The sequence below is a fragment of the Streptomyces sp. NPDC031210 genome (genome assembly GCF_055570395.1).
The window spans coordinates 36,434-59,371 of record NZ_JBVIHH010000028.1 but is presented as its reverse complement, the minus strand read 5'-3'; the positions used below and the strand labels follow the sequence as shown (position 1 = coordinate 59,371).

At 71.8% G+C, this 22,938-nt stretch carries 20 protein-coding genes and 1 riboswitch; of the genes, 15 read left to right on the top strand and 5 right to left on the bottom strand.

What is annotated here, in order from left to right; translation table 11 throughout:
• The first annotated feature begins 170 nt into the window (after window positions 1-170).
• The gene (locus ACZ45Z_RS32390; protein WP_468370192.1) at window positions 171-1,454 is read left to right on the top strand and encodes a L,D-transpeptidase; all 1,284 of its coding nucleotides are present in this window, start codon (window positions 171-173) and stop codon (window positions 1,452-1,454) included.
• Between the two features lie 7 nt (window positions 1,455-1,461).
• Here ACZ45Z_RS32390 and ACZ45Z_RS32385 read toward each other — a convergent pair whose 3' ends face one another.
• Complete coding sequence (locus ACZ45Z_RS32385) at window positions 1,462-1,875, bottom strand: response regulator transcription factor (protein WP_468370189.1); 414 nt, start codon at window positions 1,873-1,875, stop codon at window positions 1,462-1,464.
• A 301-nt stretch (window positions 1,876-2,176) separates the two neighbouring features.
• Between ACZ45Z_RS32385 and ctaE the strand changes: the two genes are divergently transcribed.
• The 6 genes from ctaE (at window position 2,177) to ACZ45Z_RS32355 (ending at window position 9,339) form a co-directional block, all read left to right on the top strand.
• Window positions 2,177-2,797, top strand: a complete 621-nt coding sequence (ctaE, locus tag ACZ45Z_RS32380) for an aa3-type cytochrome oxidase subunit III (protein WP_468370186.1) — start codon at window positions 2,177-2,179, stop codon at window positions 2,795-2,797.
• A gap of 77 nt (window positions 2,798-2,874) precedes the next feature.
• Window positions 2,875-3,684 (top strand): cytochrome bc1 complex diheme cytochrome c subunit, encoded by an 810-nt coding sequence (gene qcrC, locus ACZ45Z_RS32375; RefSeq protein WP_468370183.1) that lies wholly within the window; start codon window positions 2,875-2,877, stop codon window positions 3,682-3,684.
• Entirely contained in the window at window positions 3,681-4,745 is a 1,065-nt protein-coding gene (qcrA, locus tag ACZ45Z_RS32370) for a cytochrome bc1 complex Rieske iron-sulfur subunit (RefSeq protein ID WP_468370181.1), read from the top strand. Before qcrC ends, qcrA begins: the two co-directional genes overlap by 4 nt.
• Window positions 4,742-6,379 carry a cytochrome bc1 complex cytochrome b subunit gene (gene qcrB / locus ACZ45Z_RS32365; RefSeq protein ID WP_468370178.1) on the top strand — a complete coding sequence of 546 codons (1,638 nt, stop codon included), beginning with the start codon at window positions 4,742-4,744 and terminating at the stop codon, window positions 6,377-6,379. Before qcrA ends, qcrB begins: the two co-directional genes overlap by 4 nt.
• Window positions 6,380-6,518: 139 nt before the next feature.
• The gene (trpD, locus tag ACZ45Z_RS32360; protein WP_468370175.1) at window positions 6,519-7,583 is read left to right on the top strand and encodes an anthranilate phosphoribosyltransferase; all 1,065 of its coding nucleotides are present in this window, start codon (window positions 6,519-6,521) and stop codon (window positions 7,581-7,583) included.
• A 92-nt stretch (window positions 7,584-7,675) separates the two neighbouring features.
• A riboswitch (SAM riboswitch) is annotated at window positions 7,676-7,793 on the top strand.
• A 172-nt stretch (window positions 7,794-7,965) separates the two neighbouring features.
• Window positions 7,966-9,339 carry an aminotransferase class V-fold PLP-dependent enzyme gene (locus tag ACZ45Z_RS32355; RefSeq protein ID WP_468370172.1) on the top strand — a complete coding sequence of 458 codons (1,374 nt, stop codon included), beginning with the start codon at window positions 7,966-7,968 and terminating at the stop codon, window positions 9,337-9,339.
• Between the two features lie 281 nt (window positions 9,340-9,620).
• Here the strand turns inward: ACZ45Z_RS32355 and ACZ45Z_RS32350 are convergent, their stop codons facing one another.
• Both ACZ45Z_RS32350 and ACZ45Z_RS32345 read right to left on the bottom strand, forming a co-directional pair.
• Window positions 9,621-9,902 (bottom strand): Lrp/AsnC family transcriptional regulator, encoded by a 282-nt coding sequence (locus ACZ45Z_RS32350; protein ID WP_468370169.1) that lies wholly within the window; start codon window positions 9,900-9,902, stop codon window positions 9,621-9,623.
• Window positions 9,899-10,666 carry a rhomboid family intramembrane serine protease gene (locus ACZ45Z_RS32345; protein WP_468370166.1) on the bottom strand — a complete coding sequence of 256 codons (768 nt, stop codon included), beginning with the start codon at window positions 10,664-10,666 and terminating at the stop codon, window positions 9,899-9,901. The genes ACZ45Z_RS32350 and ACZ45Z_RS32345 overlap by 4 nt, the downstream gene beginning before the upstream one ends.
• Before the next feature lie 196 nt (window positions 10,667-10,862).
• On the opposite strand from ACZ45Z_RS32345, the gene ACZ45Z_RS32340 reads away from it, so the two are divergent.
• The 5 genes from ACZ45Z_RS32340 to ACZ45Z_RS32320 all read left to right on the top strand — a co-directional run bounded on the left by ACZ45Z_RS32340 (window position 10,863) and on the right by ACZ45Z_RS32320 (window position 16,533).
• Window positions 10,863-11,102, top strand: a complete 240-nt coding sequence (locus ACZ45Z_RS32340) for a hypothetical protein (RefSeq protein ID WP_398556095.1) — start codon at window positions 10,863-10,865, stop codon at window positions 11,100-11,102.
• Between the two features lie 18 nt (window positions 11,103-11,120).
• Window positions 11,121-12,494 carry an NYN domain-containing protein gene (locus ACZ45Z_RS32335; RefSeq protein ID WP_468370163.1) on the top strand — a complete coding sequence of 458 codons (1,374 nt, stop codon included), beginning with the start codon at window positions 11,121-11,123 and terminating at the stop codon, window positions 12,492-12,494.
• Between the two features lie 282 nt (window positions 12,495-12,776).
• Window positions 12,777-13,802, top strand: a complete 1,026-nt coding sequence (locus ACZ45Z_RS32330) for a C40 family peptidase (RefSeq protein ID WP_468370160.1) — start codon at window positions 12,777-12,779, stop codon at window positions 13,800-13,802.
• A 241-nt stretch (window positions 13,803-14,043) separates the two neighbouring features.
• The gene (locus ACZ45Z_RS32325) at window positions 14,044-15,084 is read left to right on the top strand and encodes an NlpC/P60 family protein (protein ID WP_468370158.1); all 1,041 of its coding nucleotides are present in this window, start codon (window positions 14,044-14,046) and stop codon (window positions 15,082-15,084) included.
• Window positions 15,085-15,135: 51 nt separating this feature from the next.
• A complete protein-coding gene (locus ACZ45Z_RS32320; RefSeq protein WP_468370155.1) occupies window positions 15,136-16,533 on the top strand; it encodes a hypothetical protein in 1,398 nt (465 codons plus the stop codon).
• Between the two features lie 17 nt (window positions 16,534-16,550).
• Here the strand turns inward: ACZ45Z_RS32320 and ACZ45Z_RS32315 are convergent, their stop codons facing one another.
• Window positions 16,551-17,891, bottom strand: a complete 1,341-nt coding sequence (locus tag ACZ45Z_RS32315; RefSeq protein WP_468370152.1) for a glycosyltransferase 87 family protein — start codon at window positions 17,889-17,891, stop codon at window positions 16,551-16,553.
• A 248-nt stretch (window positions 17,892-18,139) separates the two neighbouring features.
• Between ACZ45Z_RS32315 and ACZ45Z_RS32310 the strand changes: the two genes are divergently transcribed.
• Window positions 18,140-19,282, top strand: coding sequence for a glycosyltransferase family 4 protein (locus ACZ45Z_RS32310; RefSeq protein ID WP_468370150.1), 1,143 nt, complete (start codon window positions 18,140-18,142; stop codon window positions 19,280-19,282).
• A 138-nt stretch (window positions 19,283-19,420) separates the two neighbouring features.
• Here ACZ45Z_RS32310 and ACZ45Z_RS32305 read toward each other — a convergent pair whose 3' ends face one another.
• Complete coding sequence (locus ACZ45Z_RS32305) at window positions 19,421-21,217, bottom strand: AMP-dependent synthetase/ligase (RefSeq protein ID WP_468370148.1); 1,797 nt, start codon at window positions 21,215-21,217, stop codon at window positions 19,421-19,423.
• Between the two features lie 268 nt (window positions 21,218-21,485).
• Between ACZ45Z_RS32305 and ACZ45Z_RS32300 the strand changes: the two genes are divergently transcribed.
• Both ACZ45Z_RS32300 and ACZ45Z_RS32295 read left to right on the top strand, forming a co-directional pair.
• Window positions 21,486-22,262: a metallophosphoesterase family protein gene (locus ACZ45Z_RS32300; protein WP_468370146.1), complete on the top strand. Its 777-nt coding sequence runs from the start codon at window positions 21,486-21,488 to the stop codon at window positions 22,260-22,262.
• A 193-nt stretch (window positions 22,263-22,455) separates the two neighbouring features.
• Window positions 22,456-22,938: an SRPBCC family protein gene (locus ACZ45Z_RS32295; RefSeq protein WP_468370143.1), complete on the top strand. Its 483-nt coding sequence runs from the start codon at window positions 22,456-22,458 to the stop codon at window positions 22,936-22,938.

Here is a 22,938-nt window from a genome sequence, read left to right as displayed (position 1 = left end):
CCCCCCCCCCCCCCCCCCCCCCCCCCCCCCCCCCCCCCCCCCCCCCCCCCCCCCCCCCCCCCCCCCCCCCCCCCCCCCCCCCCCCCCCCCGCCCCGTATCCGTGGTCCGGGGTCCCCCTTTTGCAGTCCTCCAGCGCGCTGAGACGAGTGATTCTTCATATTTTTGGGTCATGAGCCACAGACCTCGAACCCGGACGGTGCTGAGCTGCGGCCTCCTGCTCGTGCCCCTTGCGGTGAGCGCGACCGCCTGCGGGGGCTCGACGTCGGAGACGCTCTCCGCCAAGCCCTACGACGCGGCCGACGAGATCTCGGCCAACATCCCGGACGGCAAGCGGAAGGCGGATCCAGACAAGCCGCTTGAGGTCTCTGTCAAGGGAGACGCCCAAGGCTCTGTGCGGATCACGGACGTGACGGCCACCGACGCCTCCGGCCGCTACATCCGCGGCGAACTGAGCGCGGACGGCAGGCGCTGGCACACCACCGTGCCACTGGCCGCCGGCACCCGCTACACGGTGCGGGTGAGTACCGAAGACGAGGACGGCGCGCCCGGCCGCAAGACCCTCACCGTCGACACCACGGACGCCGACGACCGGCTCTCGGTCACGTTCGGCCCGGACAGCGGCCAGTACGGCGTCGGGCAGCCGCTCACCGCCGAGCTGAGCAAGCCGGTCGCCGACCCCAAGGCGCGGGCCGTCGTCGAAAGCGCCCTGAAGGTCGACTCCTCGCCGCGCGTGGAGGGCTCCTGGCACTGGGTGGACGGCAAGTCCCTGCACTTCCGGCCCAAGGAGTTCTGGCCCGCCCACGCCACCATCGAGGCGCACAGCAACCTGGACGGCCTGAAGATCGCCAAGGGCCTCTACGGCGGCCCCGCCAAGCCGGTCAGGCTCACCACCGGCGACCGGATCGAGGCCGTCACCGACGCGTCGTCGCACCAGATGACGGTGCTGCGCAACGGCCAAACGATCAACACGCTGCCGGTCACCACCGGCAAACCCGGCTTCTCCACCCGCAACGGCGTCAAGGTCGTGCTCGGCAAGGAGAGCTTCGTACGGATGCGCAGTTCCACCGTCGGCATCTCCGCGGGGAGTTCGGAGTCCTACGACCTTCCGGTGTACTGGGCCACGCGGGTCACCTGGAGCGGCGAGTACGTGCACGCCGCCCCCTGGTCCGTCGGCTCCCAGGGCGCGGCGAACGTCAGCCACGGCTGCACCGGTATGTCCACCGACAACGCCCAGTGGTTCTTCAACACCGTGCGGGTCGGCGACGTGGTCAAGGTGATCAACAGCGGCGGCGAGACCATGACACCGTTCGACAACGGCTTCGGCGACTGGAACATGCCCTGGAAGGAATGGCGCGACGGCAGCGCCCTGAGGAACAAGGCCGCCGGCACCACGGGCGCGGCCGAGCGGGAGCAGAACCCCGCCGATGACGCCCGGCTGCGCCCGCGGCTCTGAGGGCCCCTCAGGGGGCCGCGCAGACCTGCGTGAGGTGCTTGCGGCGCAGCAGGGAGGCCAGGGCGTCGGCGAACGCCACCGGGTCCACCGGATGCGGCACGGCGGCGTCGGCGCGGCTCCAGGTGGCCAGCCAGGCGTCCTGCGGGCGGCCGATGAGCAGCAGCACCGGCGGGCACTGGAAGATCTCGTCCTTGATCTGGCGGCAGACGCCCATCCCGCCCGCCGGCGCCGTCTCGCCGTCCAGCACGCAGACGTCGATGCCGCCCTGCTCCAGCGCCTCGATGACGGCGGGCTGGGTCGCGCACTCCAGGATCTCGATCGGCGGGACGTCGGGGGCGGGCCGCCGGCCGGCCGCCAGCCGCACCTGCTCCCGGGTGTTGGCGTTGTCGCTGTAGACCAGCACCGTGGCAGTCGCCTGCATCGTTCCTCCACGCTTCGTCGCGGCACGGGATGGGGGAGCGGGACCGTTGCATGGGGCGTCCCCACCGTAGGTAGGGGACGGATGCTACTCCCGCAGCGGGCCCCGGCAGGAGAGGTCGGACGGATCCGCGATCTCCCCGACGGGCCGTCAGCGCCCGCCGCGCCCGGGCCGGCGAGGCGTCGCGCCCGCCGGGTATCCCCCCTTCGGGCGACTGCCGCAACGGTCGGCACGAGCAGGGCATACGTCCTGGACACACCGAACGGCACCCCCCGGAGTGAGGGCGGGATAAGCGACCGACATAATGTCGGTCGTGGCGACAGCAACGACAGTAGAAACCGGGCACGCGCACCCGTCGGTCAATCGGCCGAACCTCACCAGCGTCGGAACCATCATCTGGCTGAGTTCCGAGCTGATGTTCTTCGCGGCCCTCTTCGCGATGTACTTCACCCTCCGATCGGTGACCGGAGCCGAGTATTGGAAGGAATCCGCCGATGCGCTGAATCTTCCGTTCTCCGCGACGAACACCACGATCCTGGTGCTCAGCTCGCTGACGTGTCAGCTCGGCGTTTTCGCCGCCGAGCGCGGCGATGTCAAGAAGCTGCGCGCCTGGTTCGTGATCACCTTCGTCATGGGTGCGATCTTCATCGGCGGTCAGGTCTACGAATACACCGCACTGGTCAAGGAAGAGGGCCTCTCGCTCTCCTCCGGCCCGTACGGCTCGGTGTTCTACCTGACCACCGGCTTCCACGGACTGCACGTGACGGGCGGTCTGATCGCCTTCCTGCTGGTCCTGGGCAGGACGTACGCGGCCAAGAGGTTCACCCACACGCAGGCCACCGCGGCCATCGTCGTGTCCTACTACTGGCACTTCGTCGATGTGGTCTGGATCGGCCTCTTCGCCACGATCTACCTGATCCGGTAGCCGGTCCGACCGGACCCGCATTTCCGACAGACATAGCCAAAGCATCGACGCAGAAGATCCTGACACCGGGGTAATCCGTGAAAAAGCTCTCCGCACGACGGCGCCATCCGCTGGCGGCGCTCGTCGTCCTACTCTTCGCGCTGGCGGTCACTGGGGGGCTGTACGCCGCGTTCGCGCCGGCGGACAAGGCTCAGGCCGATGACACCGCCCAGTCTCTTGCCATCAAGGAGGGCAAGAAGCTCTACGCCGTGGGCTGCGCAAGCTGCCACGGCACCGGCGGTCAGGGCACGACCGACGGCCCGAGCCTGGTGGGCGTCGGTGCCGCAGCCGTCGACTTCCAGGTCGGCACCGGCCGCATGCCGGCCCAGCAGCCCGGCGCCCAGGTGCCGCGGAAGCGGAACATCTACAACAACGCGCAGACCGAGCAGCTCGCGGCGTACGTCGCGTCGCTCGGCGCCGGCCCGACCGTGCCGGACGCGAAGCAGTACAGCCCCGACAACGCCGACATCGGCAAAGGCGGCGAGCTGTTCCGCACCAACTGCGCGCAGTGCCACAACTTCACCGGTAAGGGCGGCGCCCTCACCAACGGCAAGTACGCACCGACGCTTGAGGGCGTGAACCCCAAGCACATCTACGAGGCCATGGAAACCGGCCCGCAGAACATGCCCTCCTTCGGTGACGGCTCGCTGTCGAAGGACAACAAGAAGGACATCATCGCGTACCTCGGCGCCGTCAACGGCGATGACTCCGAGAGCCCCGGCGGTCTGGACCTCGGCGGTCTCGGCCCGGTCAGTGAGGGCCTCTTCGGTTACATCTTCGGCCTGGGCGCGCTGATCGCGGTCGCCATCTGGGTCGCTGCCCGGACTACGAAGGCCAAGAAGTCATGAGTGAGACTGGACGACACGAAGACGTGCGGGAAGAGACCCTTCCCAGTGAGCGGGAGACGGCTCACGAAGGCGTGGTGGCGACGGCCGAGAACCCGTTCGCCGATCCGGGGCTGCCGCCCCACGAGCACCGCGTCCAGGACATCGACGAGAAGGCCGCGCGGCGCTCCGAGCGCACCGTCGCCTTCCTCTTCCTGGTGTCGATGCTCGCCACGGTGGGCTTCATCGCCTCGTACGTGATCTTCCCGATCGACAAGATCGTCTACATCTGGCCGATCGGTCACCTCAGCGCGCTGAACTTCGCGCTCGGTCTGACCCTCGGTGTGGCGCTCTTCTGCATCGGCGCCGGCGCCGTCCACTGGGCCCGCACGCTGATGTCCGACGAGGAGGTCGCCGACGACCGGCACCCGGTCGAGGCCAGCCCCGAGGTACGGGCCAAGGTCCTGGCGGACTTCGCCACGGGCGCCAAGGAGTCCGCCCTCGGGCGCCGCAAGCTGATTCGCAACACGATGTTCGGCGCGCTGGCACTGGTGCCGCTCTCCGGCGTCGTCCTGCTGCGTGACCTCGGGCCGCTGCCCGAGAACAAGCTGCGCGGCACCGGCTGGAAGAAGGGCATCCGCCTGGTCAACCAGTCGACGAACCTCCCGCTGCGTCCCGAGGACATCGCGGTCGGCTCCCTGACGTTCGCCAAGCCCGAGGGCCTGGAGGAGCACGACGAGGAGTTCAACCAGAAGATCGCCAAGGACGCCCTGATGCTCGTCCGCATCCAGCCGGAGAACATCAAGGACAAGCAGGAACTGGCCTGGTCGCACGAGGGCATCGTGGCGTACTCGAAGATCTGCACCCACGTGGGTTGCCCGATCAGCCTGTACGAGCAGCAGACGCACCACGTGCTCTGCCCGTGCCACCAGTCGACCTTCGACCTTTCCGACGGCGCTCGGGTGATCTTCGGCCCCGCCGGACACGCCCTGCCGCAGTTGCACATCACGGTGAAGGACGGCTACCTCGAAGCCGCCAGCGACTTCGCGGAGCCCGTCGGCCCGAGCTTCTGGGAGCGCGGATGAGTAACGAGACGAGCGCGACCCCCCCGCGCCGCGGCAAAGCGCCCGCGGGCGAGCGGATCGCCGACTGGGCCGACGGCCGGCTGGGCATCTACAGCCTCGCCAAGGCCAACATGCGCAAGATCTTCCCGGACCACTGGTCCTTCATGCTGGGTGAGGTCGCGCTTTACAGCTTCATCATCATCATCCTGACCGGTGTCTACCTGACGCTGTTCTTCCACCCGAGCATGGCCGAGGTGACCTATCACGGTTCCTACGTGCCCATGCACGGGATCCGGATGACGCAGGCCTTCGAGTCGACGCTGAACATCAGCTTCGACGTCCGCGGTGGTCTGCTCATCCGCCAGATGCACCACTGGGCCGCGCTGGTCTTCCTGGCCGCGATGATGGTCCACATGATGCGGGTGTTCTTCACCGGCGCCTTCCGCAAGCCGCGCGAGGTCAACTGGCTGTTCGGCTTCCTGCTGTTCGTGCTGGGCATGTTCACCGGCTTCACCGGCTACTCGCTCCCCGACGACCTGCTCTCCGGCACCGGCGTGCGGTTCATCGAGGGCGTCATCCTGGCGATGCCGCTGGTGGGTTCCTACCTCCAGATGTTCATCTTCGGCGGGGAGTTCCCGGGGCACGACATCATCCCGAGGTTCTTCACGGTGCACGTGCTGCTGCTGCCGGGCATCATGCTCGGCCTGCTGGTGGCGCACCTGATCCTGGTCTTCTACCACAAGCACACGCAGTTCCCGGGTGCCGGCAAGACCAACAACAACGTCGTGGGCATGCCGCTGCTGCCGGTCTACATGGCCAAGGCGGGAGGCTTCTTCTTCCTGGTCTTCGGCGTCATCTCGGTGATCGCCGCGATCGCCAGCATCAACCCGGTCTGGGCGATGGGCCCCTACCGGCCCGACCAGGTCTCCACCGGCGCCCAGCCCGACTGGTACATGGGCTTCGCCGAGGGTCTGGTGCGTGTGATGCCGGGCTGGGAGTGGAACTTCTGGGGCCACACCGTCAACTTCGGTGTGCTGATCCCGATCGTCGTCTTCCCGCTGGTGCTGGTCGCGATCGCGGTCTACCCGTTCGTGGAGTCCTGGGTCAGCGGCGACAAGCGCGAGCACCACATCCTGGACCGCCCGCGCAACGTCCCCACCCGCACCGCCTTCGGTGTCGCCTGGCTCGTCGCGTACTTCGTGATGCTGATCGGTGGTGGCAACGACCTCTGGGCCACGCACTTCCACCTGTCGCTGAACTCGCTCACGTGGTTCGTCCGGATCGGCTTCTTCGTCCTGCCGGTGCTCGCGTTCATCGCGACCAAGCGGATCTGCATGGGCCTCCAGCGGCGCGACAAGGACAAGGTGCTGCACGGACGCGAGTCCGGCATCATCAAGCGCCTGCCGCACGGTGAGTTCATCGAGGTCCACGAGCCGCTCGACCAGGAGCAACTGCACACGCTCACGCAGCACGAGCAGCCCGTGCCTCTGGAGCTCGGCCCGACGGTCGACGAGAACGGCGTCGAGCGCAAGGTGAAGCGCACCGAGAAGCTGCGCGCCAAGCTCTCGCAGTCGTTCTACGGCGAGGACAACGTCATTCCGAAGCCCACGGCCGAGGAATACCGGGAGATCACCAGCGGCCACGGCCACCACTGATCCCTCACGGTGCCGTCCCCGGACGGCACCGAGCACGCCACCCAGAGGGCCCCGTCCGGACGTCGGACGGGGCCTTCCGGCATTTCCGGGCCTGGATAGGGTGACGGCATAAGCAGGTGACGAACCAGGAGAGTGGACCATGAACGTTGTGACCCCGGTCGGCGGCGACAGCGTGGCGGCCCACACCTGGCCGGACACGCTGAACGCCCTGCTCGACGGCCGGGACCTCACCGCCGACGACACGGCCTGGGCGATGGACCGGATCATGCGGGGCGAGGCCACCGACGCGCAGGTCGCCGGGTTCGCGGTCGCGCTGCGGGCCAAGGGCGAGACCGTCGCGGAGATCTCCGGGTTGGTACGGGCGATGTACGCGCACGCCCGGCTGATCGACGTGCCCGGCCCCAGCGTGGACATCGTCGGCACCGGCGGCGACGGCGCCAAGACCGTCAACATCTCCACGATGTCCGCGATCGTGGTGGCCGGCACCGGCGCGAAGGTCGTCAAGCACGGCAACCGCGCGGCGTCCTCGGCCAGCGGCGCCTCCGACGTGCTGGAGAAGCTCGGCGTCAACCTCGACCTGTCGCCGGCCCGGGTCGCCGCCGTCGCCCAGGAAGCGGGCATCACCTTCTGCTTCGCGGTGAAGTTCCACCCCGCGCTGCGGCATGTCGCGCCCGCCCGCCGCGAGCTGGGCATCCGCACCACCTTCAACGTGCTGGGCCCGCTGACCAACCCCGCCCGGGTCCGCGCGCAGGCGACCGGTGTCGCGGACGCGCGGATGGCGCCGATCCTGGCGGGCGTGCTCGCCGAGCGCGGCTCGTCGGCGCTGGTCTTCCGCGGTGACGACGGGCTGGACGAGCTGACGACGACCGCGACCTCGCGGGTGTGGATCGTGCGGGACGGCGCGGTGCGCGAGGAGGCGTTCGACCCGCGCGACGCCGGCATCCCGCTGGTGCCCGTGGAGGCGCTGCGCGGCGCGGACGCGTCGTACAACGCGGACGTGGCGCGCCGGCTGCTGGACGGCGAGACCGGACCGGTGCGCGACGCGGTGCTGCTGAACTCCGCGGCGGCCCTGGTGGCGCTCGCGCCGTCGGACGCGCCGCTGGCCGAGCAGATCCGGGCGGGGATCGCCACCGCCGCCCGGTCGATCGACTCCGGGGCGGCCAAGCGGACGCTGGAGCGCTGGGTGGCCGCCAGCAACGCCTGAACGGCCCCCTCGTGGGGGTGAGGACGCGAGGTCGGTTCCGTCATACGGACCCGGCCTTGCGTCCGTTCCCGTGTATGGCATGATGCTGGACAGGTCACGAGTGACAGCGATGCAGGCCCCGGCCCGCTGTCCGGCAACCCTCCTTCCGTGGCGGGGTGCCCCGGGTGATGACCAGGCCGCAGGCAGCGAGGTCTGCGGCAAGCGCGGATCCCTCGCCAGGGATCCTGGTCCTCCGAGGGAGCTCCTTTCCGTGATTCAGCGAATGCGATAGGGCCCGACGGCCCCTTTTCCGCACCCTTTTCCTTTCCGCTGCGCCGCCGTGCCGGCTAGTGTCCGCGCGCCCTTTCGCAGCGAATTCGCTTTTCTCTTACGGGAGTTCGCCATGCCTGTTTCCGCCGTCGCCGCCGACCGTTCGCTGTGTGCCCCGCTGCCGGTTCTGGGCCGTGATGTCCTCGTCCCGCTCGTGACCGGTGGCGAGGTGGACTACGCCGCGCTGGACTACGCCGCCAGCGCGCCCGCGCTCCAGCGGGTCTGGGACGACGTGGCCGCCTACGCGCCGTACTACGGAAGCGTGCACCGCGGCGCCGGCTACCTCTCGCAGCTCTCCACCGACCTGTTCGAGAACAGCCGCGCCACCATCGCCGCCTTCCTGGGCTGCCGCGCGGACGACCAGGTCGTCTTCACCCGCTCCACGACCGACTCGCTGAACCTCCTGGCGTCCGTACTCCCGCACGGCACCCGGGTGTTCGTCTTCGAGACCGAGCACCACGCCTCGCTGCTGCCCTGGGAGCGGCGACCGGACACGGCGGTGACGTACCTCAACGCGCCGCGCACCCCCCGGCAGGCGGTGGACACGCTGGAGCGGGCGCTGGCCGAGCGGGAGCTTCCCGGCCCGGCGCTGGTGTGTGTGACCGGCGCGTCGAACGTGACCGGTGAGCTGTGGCCGGTCAAGGAGCTGGCGGCCGCGGCGCACGCGCACGGCGCACGGATCGTGCTGGACGCGGCGCAGCTCGCACCGCACCACCCCGTCGACCTCGCCGCACTGGACGTGGACTGGGTCGCCTTCTCCGGGCACAAGCTGTACGCGCCGTTCGGCGCGGGGGTGCTGGCCGGCCGCGCCGACTGGCTGAGCCAGGCCGAGCCGTACCTCGCGGGCGGCGGCGCGAGCCGCAAGGTCGCGCGGCGGGCCGATGGCGGGGTGGACGTCGAGTGGCACACCACCGCGGCCCGGCACGAGGCCGGCTCGCCCAACGTCATCGGCGCCTACGCCGTCGCCGCCGCCTGCCAGGCGCTGACCGAGGCCGGCTTCGACACGCTCGTCGCCCGCGAGCAGGCGCTGATCGACCGGCTCCGCGCGGGCCTGGCCGAGGTCCCCGAGGTGAAGGTGCTCTCGCTCTTCGGCGACGACGCGCCGCGCGTGGGCGTCCTGTCCTTCGTGGTCGAGGGCTGGAACAGCTCGCACTTCGCGGCGGCGCTGTCGGCGGAGTACGGCATCGGCGTCCGCGACGGCCTGTTCTGCGCCCACCCGCTGGTGCGGACCCTGCTGGGCGGCGAGCCGCAGGAGCCGGGGGAGTGCGGCGCCCCTGACGCGGCGCCCGGGGAGAGGTCGCTGAACGCGATCCGGGTGAGCTTCGGCGCGGGCACGCCCGAGGAGCACGTCGAACGGTTCGTGCGGGCCGTCAAGGAACTCGTCGCGGACGGCGCGCGCTGGAACTACCGCACCCAGGACGGCCGTTGCGTTCCCGCGTCTTCTTGACGCGGTTCATCCCCGTGTTGTCGGCCTTCCCGCCGTGGGGGTTCATCGCCGTCGCGCCTGCGGCGGGCGTGGGTTTGTCGGGTGCGGTGACGGCCCTCCGGACGGAGTCCGGAGGCCCGGTCCCGCAGCCGAACAGCCCCGCGCAAGCGGCACCGCCCGCCGCAGGCGCCACGGCGGGACAGCCCGACACGTCGGCCAAGGCAAAGCGCAGGGGACGGGCCGCAGGCGCAACAGCGAGAAAGCCCCACGGCGGGACGGCCGACAACGTGGGGAAAAACGGGCTACGCGTCGAGCCCGATCGCGAACGCCGCCTCCAGGTCGTGCTGGGAGTACGTGCGGAACGCGATGTGCGTCTCGGTGGAGGCGACGCCGGGGACCTTGCTGATGCGGCCGGGGATGACCTCGGCGAGGTCGTCGTGGGCGGCCACCCGGACCATCGCGATCAGGTCGTGCGCACCGGTGACGGAGTAGACCTCGCTGACGCCCTCCAGGGCGGCGATCTTCTCGGCGATCTCCGGGATCCGGTCCACGCTGGTCTTGATGAGCACGATCGACGTGATCACGGCTGGCTCTCTCCCTCGGTCGCCCGTTCTCTCCCCTTGGTGCGCCCCACACTATCCCGCCCGTAGCGCGCCCACGCGTACAGGAAGCCGAGCGCGAAACCCACCACATGGGCGAGGTAGGCGACGCCGGGGCCGCTGGGGTCGTCCTGGGCGGCCTGCCACTGGAGGACGAACCAGAACAGCAGCACGATCCAGGCGGGGAAGCGCAGCGGCAGGAAGAACAGGAACGGGAAGAGGCTGGTGACCCGGGCCTTGGGGAAGAGGTAGAGGAAGGCGCCCAGGATGCCGGAGATCGAGCCGGAGGCGCCCACCAGGGTCTGTCCGGAGGCGGCGTGCGCGGCCGCGTAGCCCAGCAGGGCGAGGTAGCCGACGCCGAGGTAGAAGGCGGCGAACGCCGGCCGGCCCATCCGCGTCTCGGTCATGCCGCCGAAGACGTACAGGAACAGCATGTTGCCCAGCAGGTGCAGCCAGCTTCCGTGGACGAACAGCGCGGTCAGCGGCGAGAGGAGCGCCTTGGCCGAGCCGCTCCACAGCTCCGCGGGAATCACCCCCCAGCGTTCGAAATATGCGGTCTGGGCCCGTAGGAGGGCGTCGCCGGTGCCGTAGACGCGGTTGAAGCCCGAGGCGGGGCCGAGGAGGAAGACCCCACAGCACAGGACGGTCAGTACGTGCGTCACCCGGGAGAGCACCACGCGCAGTGACCGGGCCGGGTGCGGCGGCCGGGGCGGGCCGGAGGGGGAGGGGAAGGGGGGCGGCGCCGTCATGAAGTGATCATGGCTCAAGGCGGGCAATCGGGACAGAGTGCCTCGCCGCGTTCCAGGTCGTGGGCAGGGCCCGCACCGGCCCCCTTGTCAGGCCGTAGGGTTGCAGGCAGCACTTCGCGTACTTCCGCAGTCCGACGGCGCACCGCGTGAATCGCACCCCAGTATGAGCACGATGAGCACGAAAGAGGACGACACGATGGCTGTTCCCCTGCCGACGGCCGAAACCCGGTGGCGCTGCACCCTGTGCGGCAACCTCACGCGTTTCGACGTGACCCGCCGGTCCAAGGTCGTCGAGTACCTCCACCTGGACCTGGCCGGGGAGCCGAAGGTGGAGGAGCGCGAGGTCCTGAGTGAGAGCATCGAGTCCGTGCGCTGCCGCTGGTGCAACGCGGTCGACCAGATCGAACTGGTCGACCGGCCGGGCGCGAGTGCCTGAGAACGGAGCGATGCAGCCGTGGTGGAGCGTCCAGAAGGGGAGCCGGGGGCGGAGCGCGCCGACGCATCCGAGGGTGCGGCCGACGACGTGCTCGACCGCCCGCTGCCCGAGGGCGTCCGGCGCCGGGTCGTGGCGCTCACCGCGGAGTCCTTCGGCGCCCTGACCGTCGCCGAACTCCCTCCGGCGCTGCGGCAGTACGCCCGGTTCACCCCGACCCGGCGGGCGAAGTTCGCCGGTAACGCCATGGCCGCGACGCTGGAGAGCGACACGGTCTTCCGGCAGCGGATCGCCGGCAAGCTCCGCGAGGCCCAGCCGGAGCTCGCCGAAGCCCTGGACCACGGCACCCCGCCGGCCGCCGCCGACCCGCTGGACGTCGCGGCGGCCGCCTACGTGCTGCGCCCCGAAGGCTGGGTCAAGCTCGTCGCCGCGGCCGGCGAGGAGGCCCAGCGGGTCCGCGCCGAGCGGGCCGGCGAGGAGGCCGAACGCGAGCTGGCCAGGCTCCGCGAGGAGCTGACGCGGGCGCGCACGGAAGGCCGTACGGAAACCGACCGGATCCGGGTGGACCTGGACGCCGCCCGCAAGGAGAACGAGTCGCTCCAGCGCAAGCTGCGCAGCGCGCTCAACGACGTCAAGCGCGGCGAGGCCGCCGTGCGCAAGGCCCAGGCCGCGCTGGACGCCGTCCGTTCCCAGGCCGCCACGGAGAAGACGGCCGCCGACAGCGAGCTGCGCCGGCTCAAGGCGCGGATCGGTGAGGCGGAGGCGGCGCTGGAGACCAGCCGGCGGGCCGCCCGCGAGGGGCGCAGTGTCGAGGACATGCGGCTGCGACTGCTGCTGGACACCGTCCTCGACGCGGCCCAGGGGCTGCGGCGCGAGCTGGCGCTGCCGCCCGCCAGCGTCCATCCGGCGGACACCGTCGAGGCGGTGGAGCCGGGCCGGATGACGCCCAAGGACATCGCCACCCGCGCGCTGTCCGAGACCGACCCGGCGCTGCTCGACCAGCTTCTGGCCCTGCCGCAGGCACATTTGGTCGTCGACGGGTACAACGTCACCAAAACCGGCTATCCGACCATGCCGCTGGACAAGCAGCGGCTGCGACTGCTGGGCGGGCTGGCGGTGCTGGCGGCGCAGACCGGCGCGGAGATGACCTGTGTCTTCGACGGCGCGGAGCTGGCGGCGCCGGTGCTGCTCGCGCCGCCGCGCGGAGTGCGGGTGTTGTTCAGCAAACCGGGCGTAACGGCCGATGAGTTGATTCGTCAGCTCGTAAGGGCCGAACCGCCCGGCCGTCCGGTCGTCGTGGTCTCCACGGACCGGGAAGTGGCCGACGGAGTGGCGAAGGCCGGCGCGCGGCCGGTCGCATCGGCCCTGCTTCTCAAGCGACTTGCCCGCACCTGACGGTCGGCAAAAGCGCCCGCCATTCGTATCTGTGCGTCAAATGGCCATTACTGCCTGTGTGATGTTGGTAAAGGTTGAGGGTCAGGTCGCAGTTTTTTCCTCTGAGGATTTGAAGCGATCACAACTGGGTTACTAAGGTCAGGGCTCGAACCTTCATGCAGGTGATCATCCATCCGGGATGAACAGTGAAGGAACCGCCGAGTCCGCGGCGTTCACGCGGAGCCGGGGTCTTATAGCCCCCCACTCCCGGTAGGCGGCTGGAGGAAGAAGGAGCTCGCCTTCGTGGCGTCCCACCGTCGACCCAAGCAGCCGAGCCGTACTCGTGTGACCGTGCTGACCGCGACCGCCGCAGCGGCCGTCGCCCTCTCGTCGCAGGCCGCCCAGGCCGATCCGCAGCAGACGAAGAAGGACGTCAAGGCCGAGGTCGACAAGCTCTACGAGCAGGCGGAGCAGGCCACCGAGAAGTACAACGGCGTCAAGGAAGACCAGGAGAAGCTGCAGAAGGAGGTCGAGAGCCTCCAGGACAAGGTCGCCCGCGGCCAGGGAGAGCTCAACCAGCTCCGCAAGGGTCTGGGCGCCGTCGCCTCCGGTCAGTACCGCAGCGGCAGCATCGACCCCTCCGTCCAGCTCTTCCTCTCCGGCGACCCGGACACCTACCTGGAGAAGGCCGCCACCCTCGACCAGTTGAGCGGCAAGCAGGCCGAACAGCTCAAGACCATCGCGGACAAGCAGCGCCGGCTCGCCCAGGAGCGCGCGGAAGCCGCGAGCAAGATCCAGGACCTCACCGAGACCCGCGAGGCGCTCGGTGACAAGAAGGACGAGATCAAGAGCAAGCTCGCCAAGGCGCAGGAGCTGCTCAACACCCTCACGGCCAAGGAGCGCGCCGCGCTGGAGGCCAAGGAGGCCCGCGCCAACCGTGCCAACGACCGGGTCAACCTCGGCGACGACGTGCCCGCTTCGCAGCGCGGTGCGGCCGCCCTGTCCGCCGCCCAGTCGAAGATAGGCTCGCCCTACGTCTGGGGCGCCACCGGCCCGTCGTCGTTCGACTGCTCGGGTCTGACCTCCTGGGCCTACCAGCAGGCCGGCCAGGCACTGCCGCGCACCTCCCAGGAGCAGGCCAACGCCGGCACGCGCATCGGCTCGCAGAGCGCGCTCAAGCCCGGCGACCTGGTGCTCTTCTACGGCGACCTGCACCACATAGGTCTCTACGCCGGCAACGGCCAGGTGCTGCACGCGCCGAAGCCCGGCGCCAACGTGCGCTACGAGTCGATCAACAACATGCCGTTCATGTTCGGCGTGCGGGTCTGACCCCTCACCACGCCTCGTAATCCCCCGAAGCACCCGCCCGAACGGGCGAATTGCGGCCCGCGCCGCTGACTTCCCGCCCCGCCGGTGACCTGCGAACTCACCGGCGGGGCGGCTTCGTGTGCGGGGGCGGAGCTCTTTGGCCGGTACGCACCGGCGCCGTTACTCTCTGCCCGCGCAGTTGCCGGTCACCGACCGCCCTCCCGGGCGGCAGGGGCTGCGCACGGAAGGAGTCGCGGCCCCCTTGGTGTCCCATCGCCGTACCTCGCAGCCCGGCCCGGTCACCCTCACCGGTGTCACCGTCCTTTCCGCGGCTCTCGCGACCGCGGCCGCCACGCTCGCCGCGCCCGCCGCGTCCGCGGACCCGGCGGACGGCCCCGCCCACGACGCGACGGCCGAGCGGATCGACGAGCTGTACGAGCAGGCCGAGCGGGCCACCGAGAGGTACAACGGCGCCGACGAGCTGGCCGGGAAGCTCCGCCACGAGGTGACCCGCCTCCAGGACCGCACCGCCCGCGCCCAGGAGCGCGTCAACCGCATGCGCGGCCGGCTCGGCGCGCTGGTCGCCGCCCAGTACCGCGAGGGCGGCATCGACCCCACCGTCAAACTGCTGCTCTCCGAGGGCCCCGACACCTACCTGGAGAAGGCCGCCGCCCTCGACCGGCTGCACCGCACCCAGGCGGTCGAACTGCGGGAACTCCAGTCGGCGCGGCGGGAGTTGGACCAGTGGCGCCGGGAGACGGTGGCGAAGCTGGCGGACCTGGAGGCCGGCCGCAAGGACGTCGCGCGCCACAAGAAAGAGGTCCAGCGCAAGCTCGCCACCGCGCGACGGATGCTCAACGCGCTCCCCGCGGCCGAGCGGGCGGCCTACGAACGGGCCTCGCGCGGCGACGGACGGGACGGGGTGCTCCCGGACCTCTTGGGAGCCTTGCCGTCCTCAGGACGGGCCGCGGCGGCCGTCGCCGCCGCCCGGGCCGCCGTCGGCTCCCCCTACGTCTGGGGAGGCAGCGGGCCCGTGGCCTTCGACTGCTCCGGCCTCACCCAATGGGCCTACAGCCGGGCCGGCGTCTCCATCCCCCGCACCTCGCAGGCCCAGCGCGGCGCCGGCCGGCGGCTGTCACTCGACCAGGCCCAACCCGGCGACCTCGTCATCTACCGCTCGGACGGCAGCCACGTGGGGATGTACGTCGGCAACGGCCAGGTCATCCACGCCCCCTATCCCGGCGCGCGGGTGCGCTACGACCCGGTCGGCATGATGCCGATCTCCTCCATCACCCGGCCCTGACGTCGCTCCCTGCGGTTTTGCCGCGCCCGTACCGCACATACGATCGGCCGCATGTCAGGTCAGCGGACGGGACAGCGGCGGTCACCGCGCGCCACGGCGGCGGTCTGCGCCCTGCCGCTGCTCGCGCTGCTCGCCCAGCTCGCCGGCTGCGCGCCCGCGCCGCCCGGACGCGACCGGTTCCCCGACGTCCAGCGGATGCTCGACGCCCGGGCCCGGGCCGTCCGCGACCGCGACGCCGCCGGCTTCCTGGCGGCCGTCGACCCGCACGCCGCCGGTTACCGCGACCGGCAGCGGCAGGTGTTCGGCAACCTGGCGCCGGTGCCGCTGGCCGACTGGCACTACGACCTGCTCTCCACCGGCGCGTTCCCGCTGCCCGACGGCGGCACCGGTGAGCGGCTCGCCGCGAAGGTGCGGCTGCGCTACCGCATCAAGGGCTATGACACCGCGCCCGTCACCTCCCTGCAGTACCTGACCCTGACCGAGCACGACGGCCACTGGCGGATCTCCTCCGACTCCGACGGCGCGCGGGCCGGCAAGTCCGGCACCCGCCAGCTCTGGGACCAGGGCCCGGTCCGGCTGGTCCGCGGCCGGTACAGCCTGGTCCTGGGCGGCGCCGCCGACCCGGTGCGGCTGCGGGACCTGGCGGACCGGGTGGACGCGGCGGTGCCCGCGGTCTCCGCCGCCTGGAAGGGCCCGTGGTCGCGCAAGGTCGTGGTGGCGGCGCCGGACTCGGTCGCCGGCATGGCGCAGCTCCTGGGCGGCGACGATCCCGACGGCTACGAGGGGATCGCGGCCGTCACGACCGGCGAGGCGGGCGCCTCGGCGTCGGCGTCGGCGCCCGCGGACCGGGTGATCGTCAACCCGCGCGCCTACGAGGAACTCAACGACCTCGGCCGGCGGGTCGTCCTCACCCACGAGACCACCCATGTCGCCACCCGCACGGTCACCACCGCCCTCACCCCGCTGTGGCTCTCCGAGGGCTTCGCGGACTGGGTCGCCTACCGCGGTACCCGCCGCAAGGCGTCCACGGCCGCCCCCGAGCTGTCCCGGGCCGTCGCCACCGGGCGGCCCCCCGCCGGGCTGCCGACGGACGAGGACTTCGGCTTCAAGGCCGGCGCGGACCGGCTGGCGAGGGCCTACGAGGGCGGCTGGCTGGCCTGCCGGATGATCGCCGACAAGTGGGGCGAGGGCAAGCTCATCGCCTTCTACCGGGCCGTGGGCCGCAGCGGCGGCGCGACGGTGGCCGGCAGCGTGGCGGTGCCCATGGAGGCCACCCGGCCCCCCACCCCGCGCGCCTCGCCCGGCCGGGTGTCCTCCGGGAGCGGGGACGCCTCGCCCCGCTCCGCCCGCGCCGACCGGCTGGAGCGCGCGATGCGCGACCAACTGGGCCTGGGCATCGCGGAGTTCACCCGGCTGTGGCAGGCGTACGTACGGGCGCAGTTGCGCTGAGCGGCCCCCCCGGGCGGTCAGCGCCTCCCGGACGCGCCGCCCGGGCCCGCGCCGCCGGCCCGGGCGGACGTTCCGGCCGGGCCCACGGTGTCCGGCGCCCCGCCGTCCGCCCCCGTACGGCCGCGCGGCCCGGCGACGGCCACGCCCGCGCCGGGACGCCCGCCGCGCTCCGCGCCGGTGTCCACCCACAGCCGGCGGCAGGCCAGCAGCGACGCGGCGACCAGCAGGCCGTTGCGGACCACGAGCAGCGTGACGCCCGGCCCGTCGCCGGCCACGACATGGTCGAACCAGACAGGGAACTCGAGCTGCGTCACCCCGGTGGCGAGCAGCACCAGGACGGCCGGCGGCGCCTGCCGGCTCGCGCGGGCCGTCAGACACACCGCGGCGAGCCCCACCAGCCACAGCAGGTACTGCGGGCTGATCACCCGGCTGGTCGTGGTGAACAGCAGCGTGGCGGCGAACGCGGCGTCGGCGAGCGTCGTGGCGGTCGGCTGCCGGGCGCGCACCCGCCACAGCAGTAGCCAGCCCAGGGCGGCGAGGCTCAGCGCCTGCGCGAGGGCGCTGACGAACGGGACGCCCGGCCCCACGAACTCCACCGAGCCGTAGTTCAGCAGCGCCTCACCCGGCCACCCGAAATGCCGGGCGGCGTGGAAGACCAGCGCGCCCAGCGACTCGATCTCCGTACCCCGGTCCCGCTGGAACACCAGGAAGGCGAAGGCGCCCGGGGCGGCGGCGGTGCAGCACAGTGCCAGCCCGGCGGCGGTGGCGGCCGCGGTGAGCCACCGGGCGCGGGCCCGGCGGCCGCGCAGCGGCGCCCCGCACAGCAGCAGCAGCGGCCACACCTTCAGCAGCGCGCCGCACGCGATCAGCGCGCCCGCCACGCGCGGGTGCCGAGCCGCCGCGAACAGGGCGGCGACGGCGACGGCGGTCACCATCAGGTCGTAGCGGGCGTACGCGGTCGGGCCCAGCAGCGCGACGCCCGCGATCCACACCCAGGTCCCCGCCCGCCGGGCGCCGGGTCGCCGGCCCGCGCGCAGGAACAGCGCCAGGGCCGCCGCGTCCGTGACCAGGATCAGGGCGAAGAAGGCGTGGGTGTAGCCGAGGAAGGGCAGCAGGGCGGGGGAGAGGATGGCGAGGGCGGCGAGCGGCGGATACTGCCAGGTCACGTCGTCCAGCGGGAAGGTGCCGCTCTTGAGGACCCGCGACCAGCCCTGGTAGATCACCGAGACATCGGTGGTGACATCCGGCCCCGGCAGCACCAGCACGCGCAGGGCGCACAGCAGGAGCAGGGTGCGCGTCGCGGCCCAGACCGCGACGGGGAGCCGCCACCCACCCGGGGCCCCGCGGTCGCCCGTCATCGCCATCTCCTCGGTCCTCCACCGTCCGCCGGCACCGTCCGTCCCCGGCGTCCGTGTCCGCCCGGCGGGCCGCCGTCCGGGCCTTCTGCCCGCATGATGCCGGTAGGGGCACGTCACCGCCGCGCAGGGGCCTCCGGCGTGGCGGGGCCGCCCCCCGCACGGCCCGCCGCCGACGGGTACTGTCGGCCCCGACCCGCCGGGACCCGCCGGCGCGCACCACCCGCCGCCCCGACCGCCGAGAGACCATCGTGCACAAGACCCTGATCGTCACGAACGACTTCCCGCCCCGGCCCGGCGGCATCCAGGCCTTCCTGCACAGCATGGCGCTCCGGCTGGACCCCACCGAGGTCGTCGTCTACGCCTCGACCTGGAAGCGGACCGCGGAGGGCCGGGCGGCCACCGCCGCGTTCGACGCCGACCAGCCGTTCCCGGTGATCCGCGACCGTACGACGATGCTGCTGCCCACCCCCCGGGTGACCCGCCGCGCCACCGCGCTGCTGCGCGAGCACGGCTGCTCCTCGGTGTGGTTCGGCGCCGCCGCGCCGCTCGGGCTGATGGCCCCCGCGCTGCGCTCGGCCGGCGCCCGCCGCATCGTGGCGACCACCCACGGCCACGAGGCCGCCTGGGCGCAACTACCGGCCGCCCGGCAGTTGCTGCGCCGCATCGGCGAGGGCACCGACACCCTCACCTACCTCGGCGAGTACACCCGCTCGCGGATCGCCGGCGCGCTCACCGAGCGGGCCGCCGCGCGGATGACCCCCCTCCCGCCGGGCGTCGACGAGAAGACCTTCCACCCGGGCTCGGGCGGCGACGAGGTACGCGCCCGCCTCGGGCTCACCGGCCGGCCGGTCGTCGTCTGCGTCTCCCGTCTCGTGCCGCGCAAGGGCCAGGACACCCTCGTCGAGGCGATGCCCGCCATCGTGGCCGCGGTGCCCGACGCGGTGCTGCTGATCGTCGGCGGCGGCCCGTACGAGAAGGAACTGCGCGCGCTGGCCGCGGCGAAGGGCGTCGGGGACGCGGTCCGCTTCACCGGCGCGGTGCCGTGGGAGGAGCTGCCGGCCCACTACGGCGCCGGTGACGTGTTCGCGATGCCGTGCCGCACCCGCCGCGGCGGCCTCGACGTCGAGGGCCTGGGCATCGTCTACCTGGAGGCGTCCGCCACCGGGCTGCCCGTCGTGGCCGGCGACTCCGGCGGCGCACCGGACGCGGTGCTGGACGGCGAGACCGGCTGGGTGGTGCCGGGCGGCTCCCCCGCCGACGCCGCCGACCGCGTCGTCGCCCTGCTCAAGGACCCGGCGCTGCGCCGCAGGATGGGTGAGCGCGGCCGGGCCTGGGTGGAGGAGAAGTGGCGCTGGGACCTGCTCGCGGAGCGGCTCAAGGAACTGCTGTAGCGGCGGTGCGCTGAAGCGGTGGCGGTGGCGGTGGCGGTGGCGGTGGCGGAAAAGGAAACCGCCGCCACGGCGCGCGACCGTGACGGCGGATTCCGGTGGGAGCCGGGACGCGCCCGGCGCCCGTCGGCTCACCCGTGGCTAACCGCGGTAGATCGCCTCGATCTCCTCGGCGAAGTCCTTCGCCACGACGTTCCGCTTGAGCTTCAGCGACGGCGTGACGTGACCGGATTCCTCGGTGAACTGGGTCGGCAGGATACGGAACTTGCGCACCGACTCGGCCTTCGAGACCGCCGCGTTGCCGTCGTCGACCGCGCGCTGCACGGCGGCCAGCAGCTCGGGGTCGGCGGAGATCTCGGCCGGTGTCACCCCGGCCGGGTGGCCGTGCTCCTCGGCCCAGCGCGGCAGGAACTCCTCGTCGAGGGTGACCAGCGCGCCGATGAAGGGCCGGCCGTCGCCGACGACCATGCACTCGGCGATCAGGGCGTGCGCCCGGATCCGGTCCTCGATCACGGCCGGCGCGACGTTCTTGCCGCCCGCGGTGACCAGGATCTCCTTCTTGCGGCCGGTGATGGCGAGGTAGCCGTCCTCGTCCAGGGTGCCGATGTCGCCGGTGTGGAACCAGCCGTCGGACAGGGACTCCGCGGTCGCCGACTCGTTGTTCCAGTAGCCGCTGAACAGGTGCTCGCCGTGCAGCAGCACCTCGCCGTCGTCGGCGATCCGCACCACCGAGCCGGGCAGCGGCTGGCCGACCGTACCGATCTTCTGCCGGTCCCACGGGTTGAAGGCGGTCGCCGCACAGGACTCCGTCAGCCCGTAGCCCTCCAGCGCGGTGAAGCCGATACCGCGGAAGAAGTGGCCCAGGCGCTCACCGAGCGGGGCGCCGCCCGAGATGGCGTGCGTGGCGCGGCCGCCGAGGACGGACCGCAGCTTGCCGTAGACGAGCCGGTCGAAGACCTTGTACTTCACCTTCAGCCCGAAGGGCGGGCCTTCGGGGGTCTCCAGCGCGCGGCTGTAGGCGATCGCGGTGTCCGCCGCCTTGTCGAAGATCTTGCCCTTGCCGTCGGCCTGCGCCTTGGCCCGCGCCGAGTTGTAGACCTTCTCGAAGACCCGCGGCACGCCCAGGATCATCGTCGGCCGGAAGGAGGCCAGATCGTCGGTGAGGTGCTTGATGTCGGGCGCGTGGCCCAGCTTGATGGGGGCCATCACCGAGGCCACCTGCACCAGCCGGCCGAAGACGTGGGCGACGGGCAGGAAGAGCAGCACCGAGGAGTCGCCGGTGCGGAACAGCGGCCGCAGTCGCTCGACGACGTTGCCGCACTCCGCGAAGAAGCTGCGGTGGCTGAGCACACAGCCCTTGGGGCGGCCGGTGGTGCCCGAGGTGTAGACGATCGTGGCGGGCGAGTCCGCGTCGGCGAGCGCGCTGCGGGCGTCGACCTCGTCGTCGGTGATGCCGTCGCCCGCGGCGCGCAGCCGGGCGAGGGCGTCCCGCTCGATCTGCCAGATGTTCGCGAGGTCCGGCAGCCGGTCGCGGACCGACTCGACGGTGGCCTCGTGCGCGGGGGACTCCACCAGGCAGGCCACCGCGCCGGAGTCGCCGAGGATCCACTGGATCTGCTCGGCGGAACTGGTCTCGTACACCGGGACGGTGATCGCGCCGGCGCTCCAGATGGCGAAGTCCAGCAGGGTCCACTCGTAGCGGGTGCGCGACATCAGGCCGACGCGGTCGCCGGGCTGGATCCCGGATGCCATCAGGCCCTTGGCCGCGGCGCGGACCTCGGCGAGGAAGGTGGTGGCGGTGACGTCCTGCCATTCACCGTTCACCTTGCGGCCCATGACGGCGACATCAGGGTGCTGCGCGGCATTTCGGCGGATGAGATCCGTCAGATTGCCGTCCGCGGGGACCTCGTACAGGGCCGGAAGGCTGAACTCGCGCAAGACTGCTGCTCCTCATTGGCGCCGGCGCCACGACGCTGTGTGTACACCGGCTGCGGTCCATGTCGTGCGGGGGATTGGACTGCCCGGACGTTACCCACCGGTATTGCTCCAGGGATAGGGGGTCACGCCCAGATGTTTTATGCGTCACACGCTTTCGTACACGCCACGGACTGCTCCGCGAAGACTAGACCAGCGGGTCGGTGACCCGAAAGTAACCGCAGGTCCGGGCCCCCTCCCGACCGCGGCCCGCGGGGCCTAGGGTGACGCCATGCGTGTGCATGTGGTCAGTGACGTCCATGGGAACAGCCGGGATCTCGCGGCGGCCGGAGCCGGCGCCGACGCCCTGGTCTGCCTCGGTGACCTGGTGCTCTTCCTCGATTACGCCGACCATTCGCGCGGCATCTTCCCCGAACTGTTCGGCGCGGAGAACGCCCGCGCGCTCGTCGAACTGCGCACCGCCCGCCGCTTCGAGGAGGCCCGCGAACTGGGCCGCCGGCTGTGGAGCGAGCGGGAGCGGGCGGGCGTGAGCCGCCAGTCCCTGATCGAGCTGGCCGTCCGCAAGCAGTACGCCGAACTCTTCGCGGCCCTGCCCAGCCCCACGTACGCCACCTACGGCAATGTCGACATCCCGCGCCTGTGGCCCGAGTACGCGGGGCCCGGCACCACCGTCCTCGACGGGCAGCGGGTGGAGATCGGCGGCCGCGTCTTCGGCTTCGTCGGGGGCGGACTGACCACACCGATGAACACCCCCTACGAGATCAGCGACGAGGAGTACGCCGCCAAGGTCGAGGCCGTCGGCGAGGTGGACGTGCTGTGCACCCACATCCCCCCGGACGTCCCCGAGCTCTGCTACGACACCGTCGCCCGCCGCTTCGAACGCGGCAGCGCGGCGCTGCTGCACGCCATCCGCACCACCCGGCCGCGCTACTCCCTCTTCGGCCACGTCCACCAGCCGCTGGCCCGCCGGGTCCGCGTCGGGGGTACGGAATGCGTCAATGTCGGGCACTTCAACGCCACGGGGACGCCGTACGTCCTGCGGTGGTGAACCTTCCCGGGGCGTGGCCACCGCCCGTCCGACTCCGGTCGCACGACGCGGTGGCCGGTATCCGGCGGCCCCGTGGGCCCGGCCCCCGCTGGTGTCCGCCCGGCTTCGCCCGCGCGGTAGCCTTCAGCAGCACAGACACGAGTTTGACGCGAGTCGGCTGACCGGCATGAAGCGGCATGGAGGAGTCACGGCGATGGCCGAACACACCAGCTCGAGCATCACGATCGAGGCGGCACCCGCCGAGGTGATGGCAGTGATCGCCGACTTCGACCGCTATCCGGAGTGGACCGGAGAGGTCAAGGAGGCCGAGGTGCTCGCCAAGGACGCCCGCGGCCGCGCCGAGCAGGTGCGTCTGCTGCTGGACGCCGGCGCCATCAAGGACGACCACACCCTCGCCTACACCTGGACCGGCGAGAACGAGGTGAGCTGGTCCCTGGTCAAGTCGCAGATGCTGCGCGCCCTGGACGGCTCCTACCGCCTCGCCCCGGTCAGCGGCGGCGCGGCCACCGAGGTGACCTACCAGCTCACCGTCGACGTCAAGATCCCGATGCTCGGCATGATCAAGCGCAAGGCGGAGAAGGTCATCATCGACCGCGCGCTGGCGGGCCTGAAGAAGCGCGTCGAGAGCGGCCCCGACGCCCCGGGCGCGCCCGCCGACGAGGCCGAGAAGCTCTGA

Bases quoted from the DNA above. Each gene is read 5' to 3' on its own strand.
- ACZ45Z_RS32355 (WP_468370172.1), top strand. From the start codon at position 7,966: ATGCCTGTTTCCGCCGTCGCCGCCGACCGTTCGCTGTGTGCCCCGCTG.
- ACZ45Z_RS32340 (WP_398556095.1), top strand. From the start codon at position 10,863: ATGGCTGTTCCCCTGCCGACGGCCGAAACCCGGTGGCGCTGCACCCTG.
- ACZ45Z_RS32295 (WP_468370143.1), top strand. From the start codon at position 22,456: ATGGCCGAACACACCAGCTCGAGCATCACGATCGAGGCGGCACCCGCC.
- ACZ45Z_RS32345 (WP_468370166.1), bottom strand. From the start codon at position 10,666: ATGACGGCGCCGCCCCCCTTCCCCTCCCCCTCCGGCCCGCCCCGGCCG.
- ACZ45Z_RS32315 (WP_468370152.1), bottom strand. From the start codon at position 17,891: ATGACGGGCGACCGCGGGGCCCCGGGTGGGTGGCGGCTCCCCGTCGCG.
- ACZ45Z_RS32385 (WP_468370189.1), bottom strand. From the start codon at position 1,875: ATGCAGGCGACTGCCACGGTGCTGGTCTACAGCGACAACGCCAACACC.
- ctaE (WP_468370186.1), top strand. From the start codon at position 2,177: ATGTCGGTCGTGGCGACAGCAACGACAGTAGAAACCGGGCACGCGCAC.
- qcrA (WP_468370181.1), top strand. From the start codon at position 3,681: ATGAGTGAGACTGGACGACACGAAGACGTGCGGGAAGAGACCCTTCCC.
- qcrB (WP_468370178.1), top strand. From the start codon at position 4,742: ATGAGTAACGAGACGAGCGCGACCCCCCCGCGCCGCGGCAAAGCGCCC.
- trpD (WP_468370175.1), top strand. From the start codon at position 6,519: ATGAACGTTGTGACCCCGGTCGGCGGCGACAGCGTGGCGGCCCACACC.
- ACZ45Z_RS32300 (WP_468370146.1), top strand. From the start codon at position 21,486: ATGCGTGTGCATGTGGTCAGTGACGTCCATGGGAACAGCCGGGATCTC.
- ACZ45Z_RS32320 (WP_468370155.1), top strand. From the start codon at position 15,136: ATGTCAGGTCAGCGGACGGGACAGCGGCGGTCACCGCGCGCCACGGCG.
- ACZ45Z_RS32390 (WP_468370192.1), top strand. From the start codon at position 171: ATGAGCCACAGACCTCGAACCCGGACGGTGCTGAGCTGCGGCCTCCTG.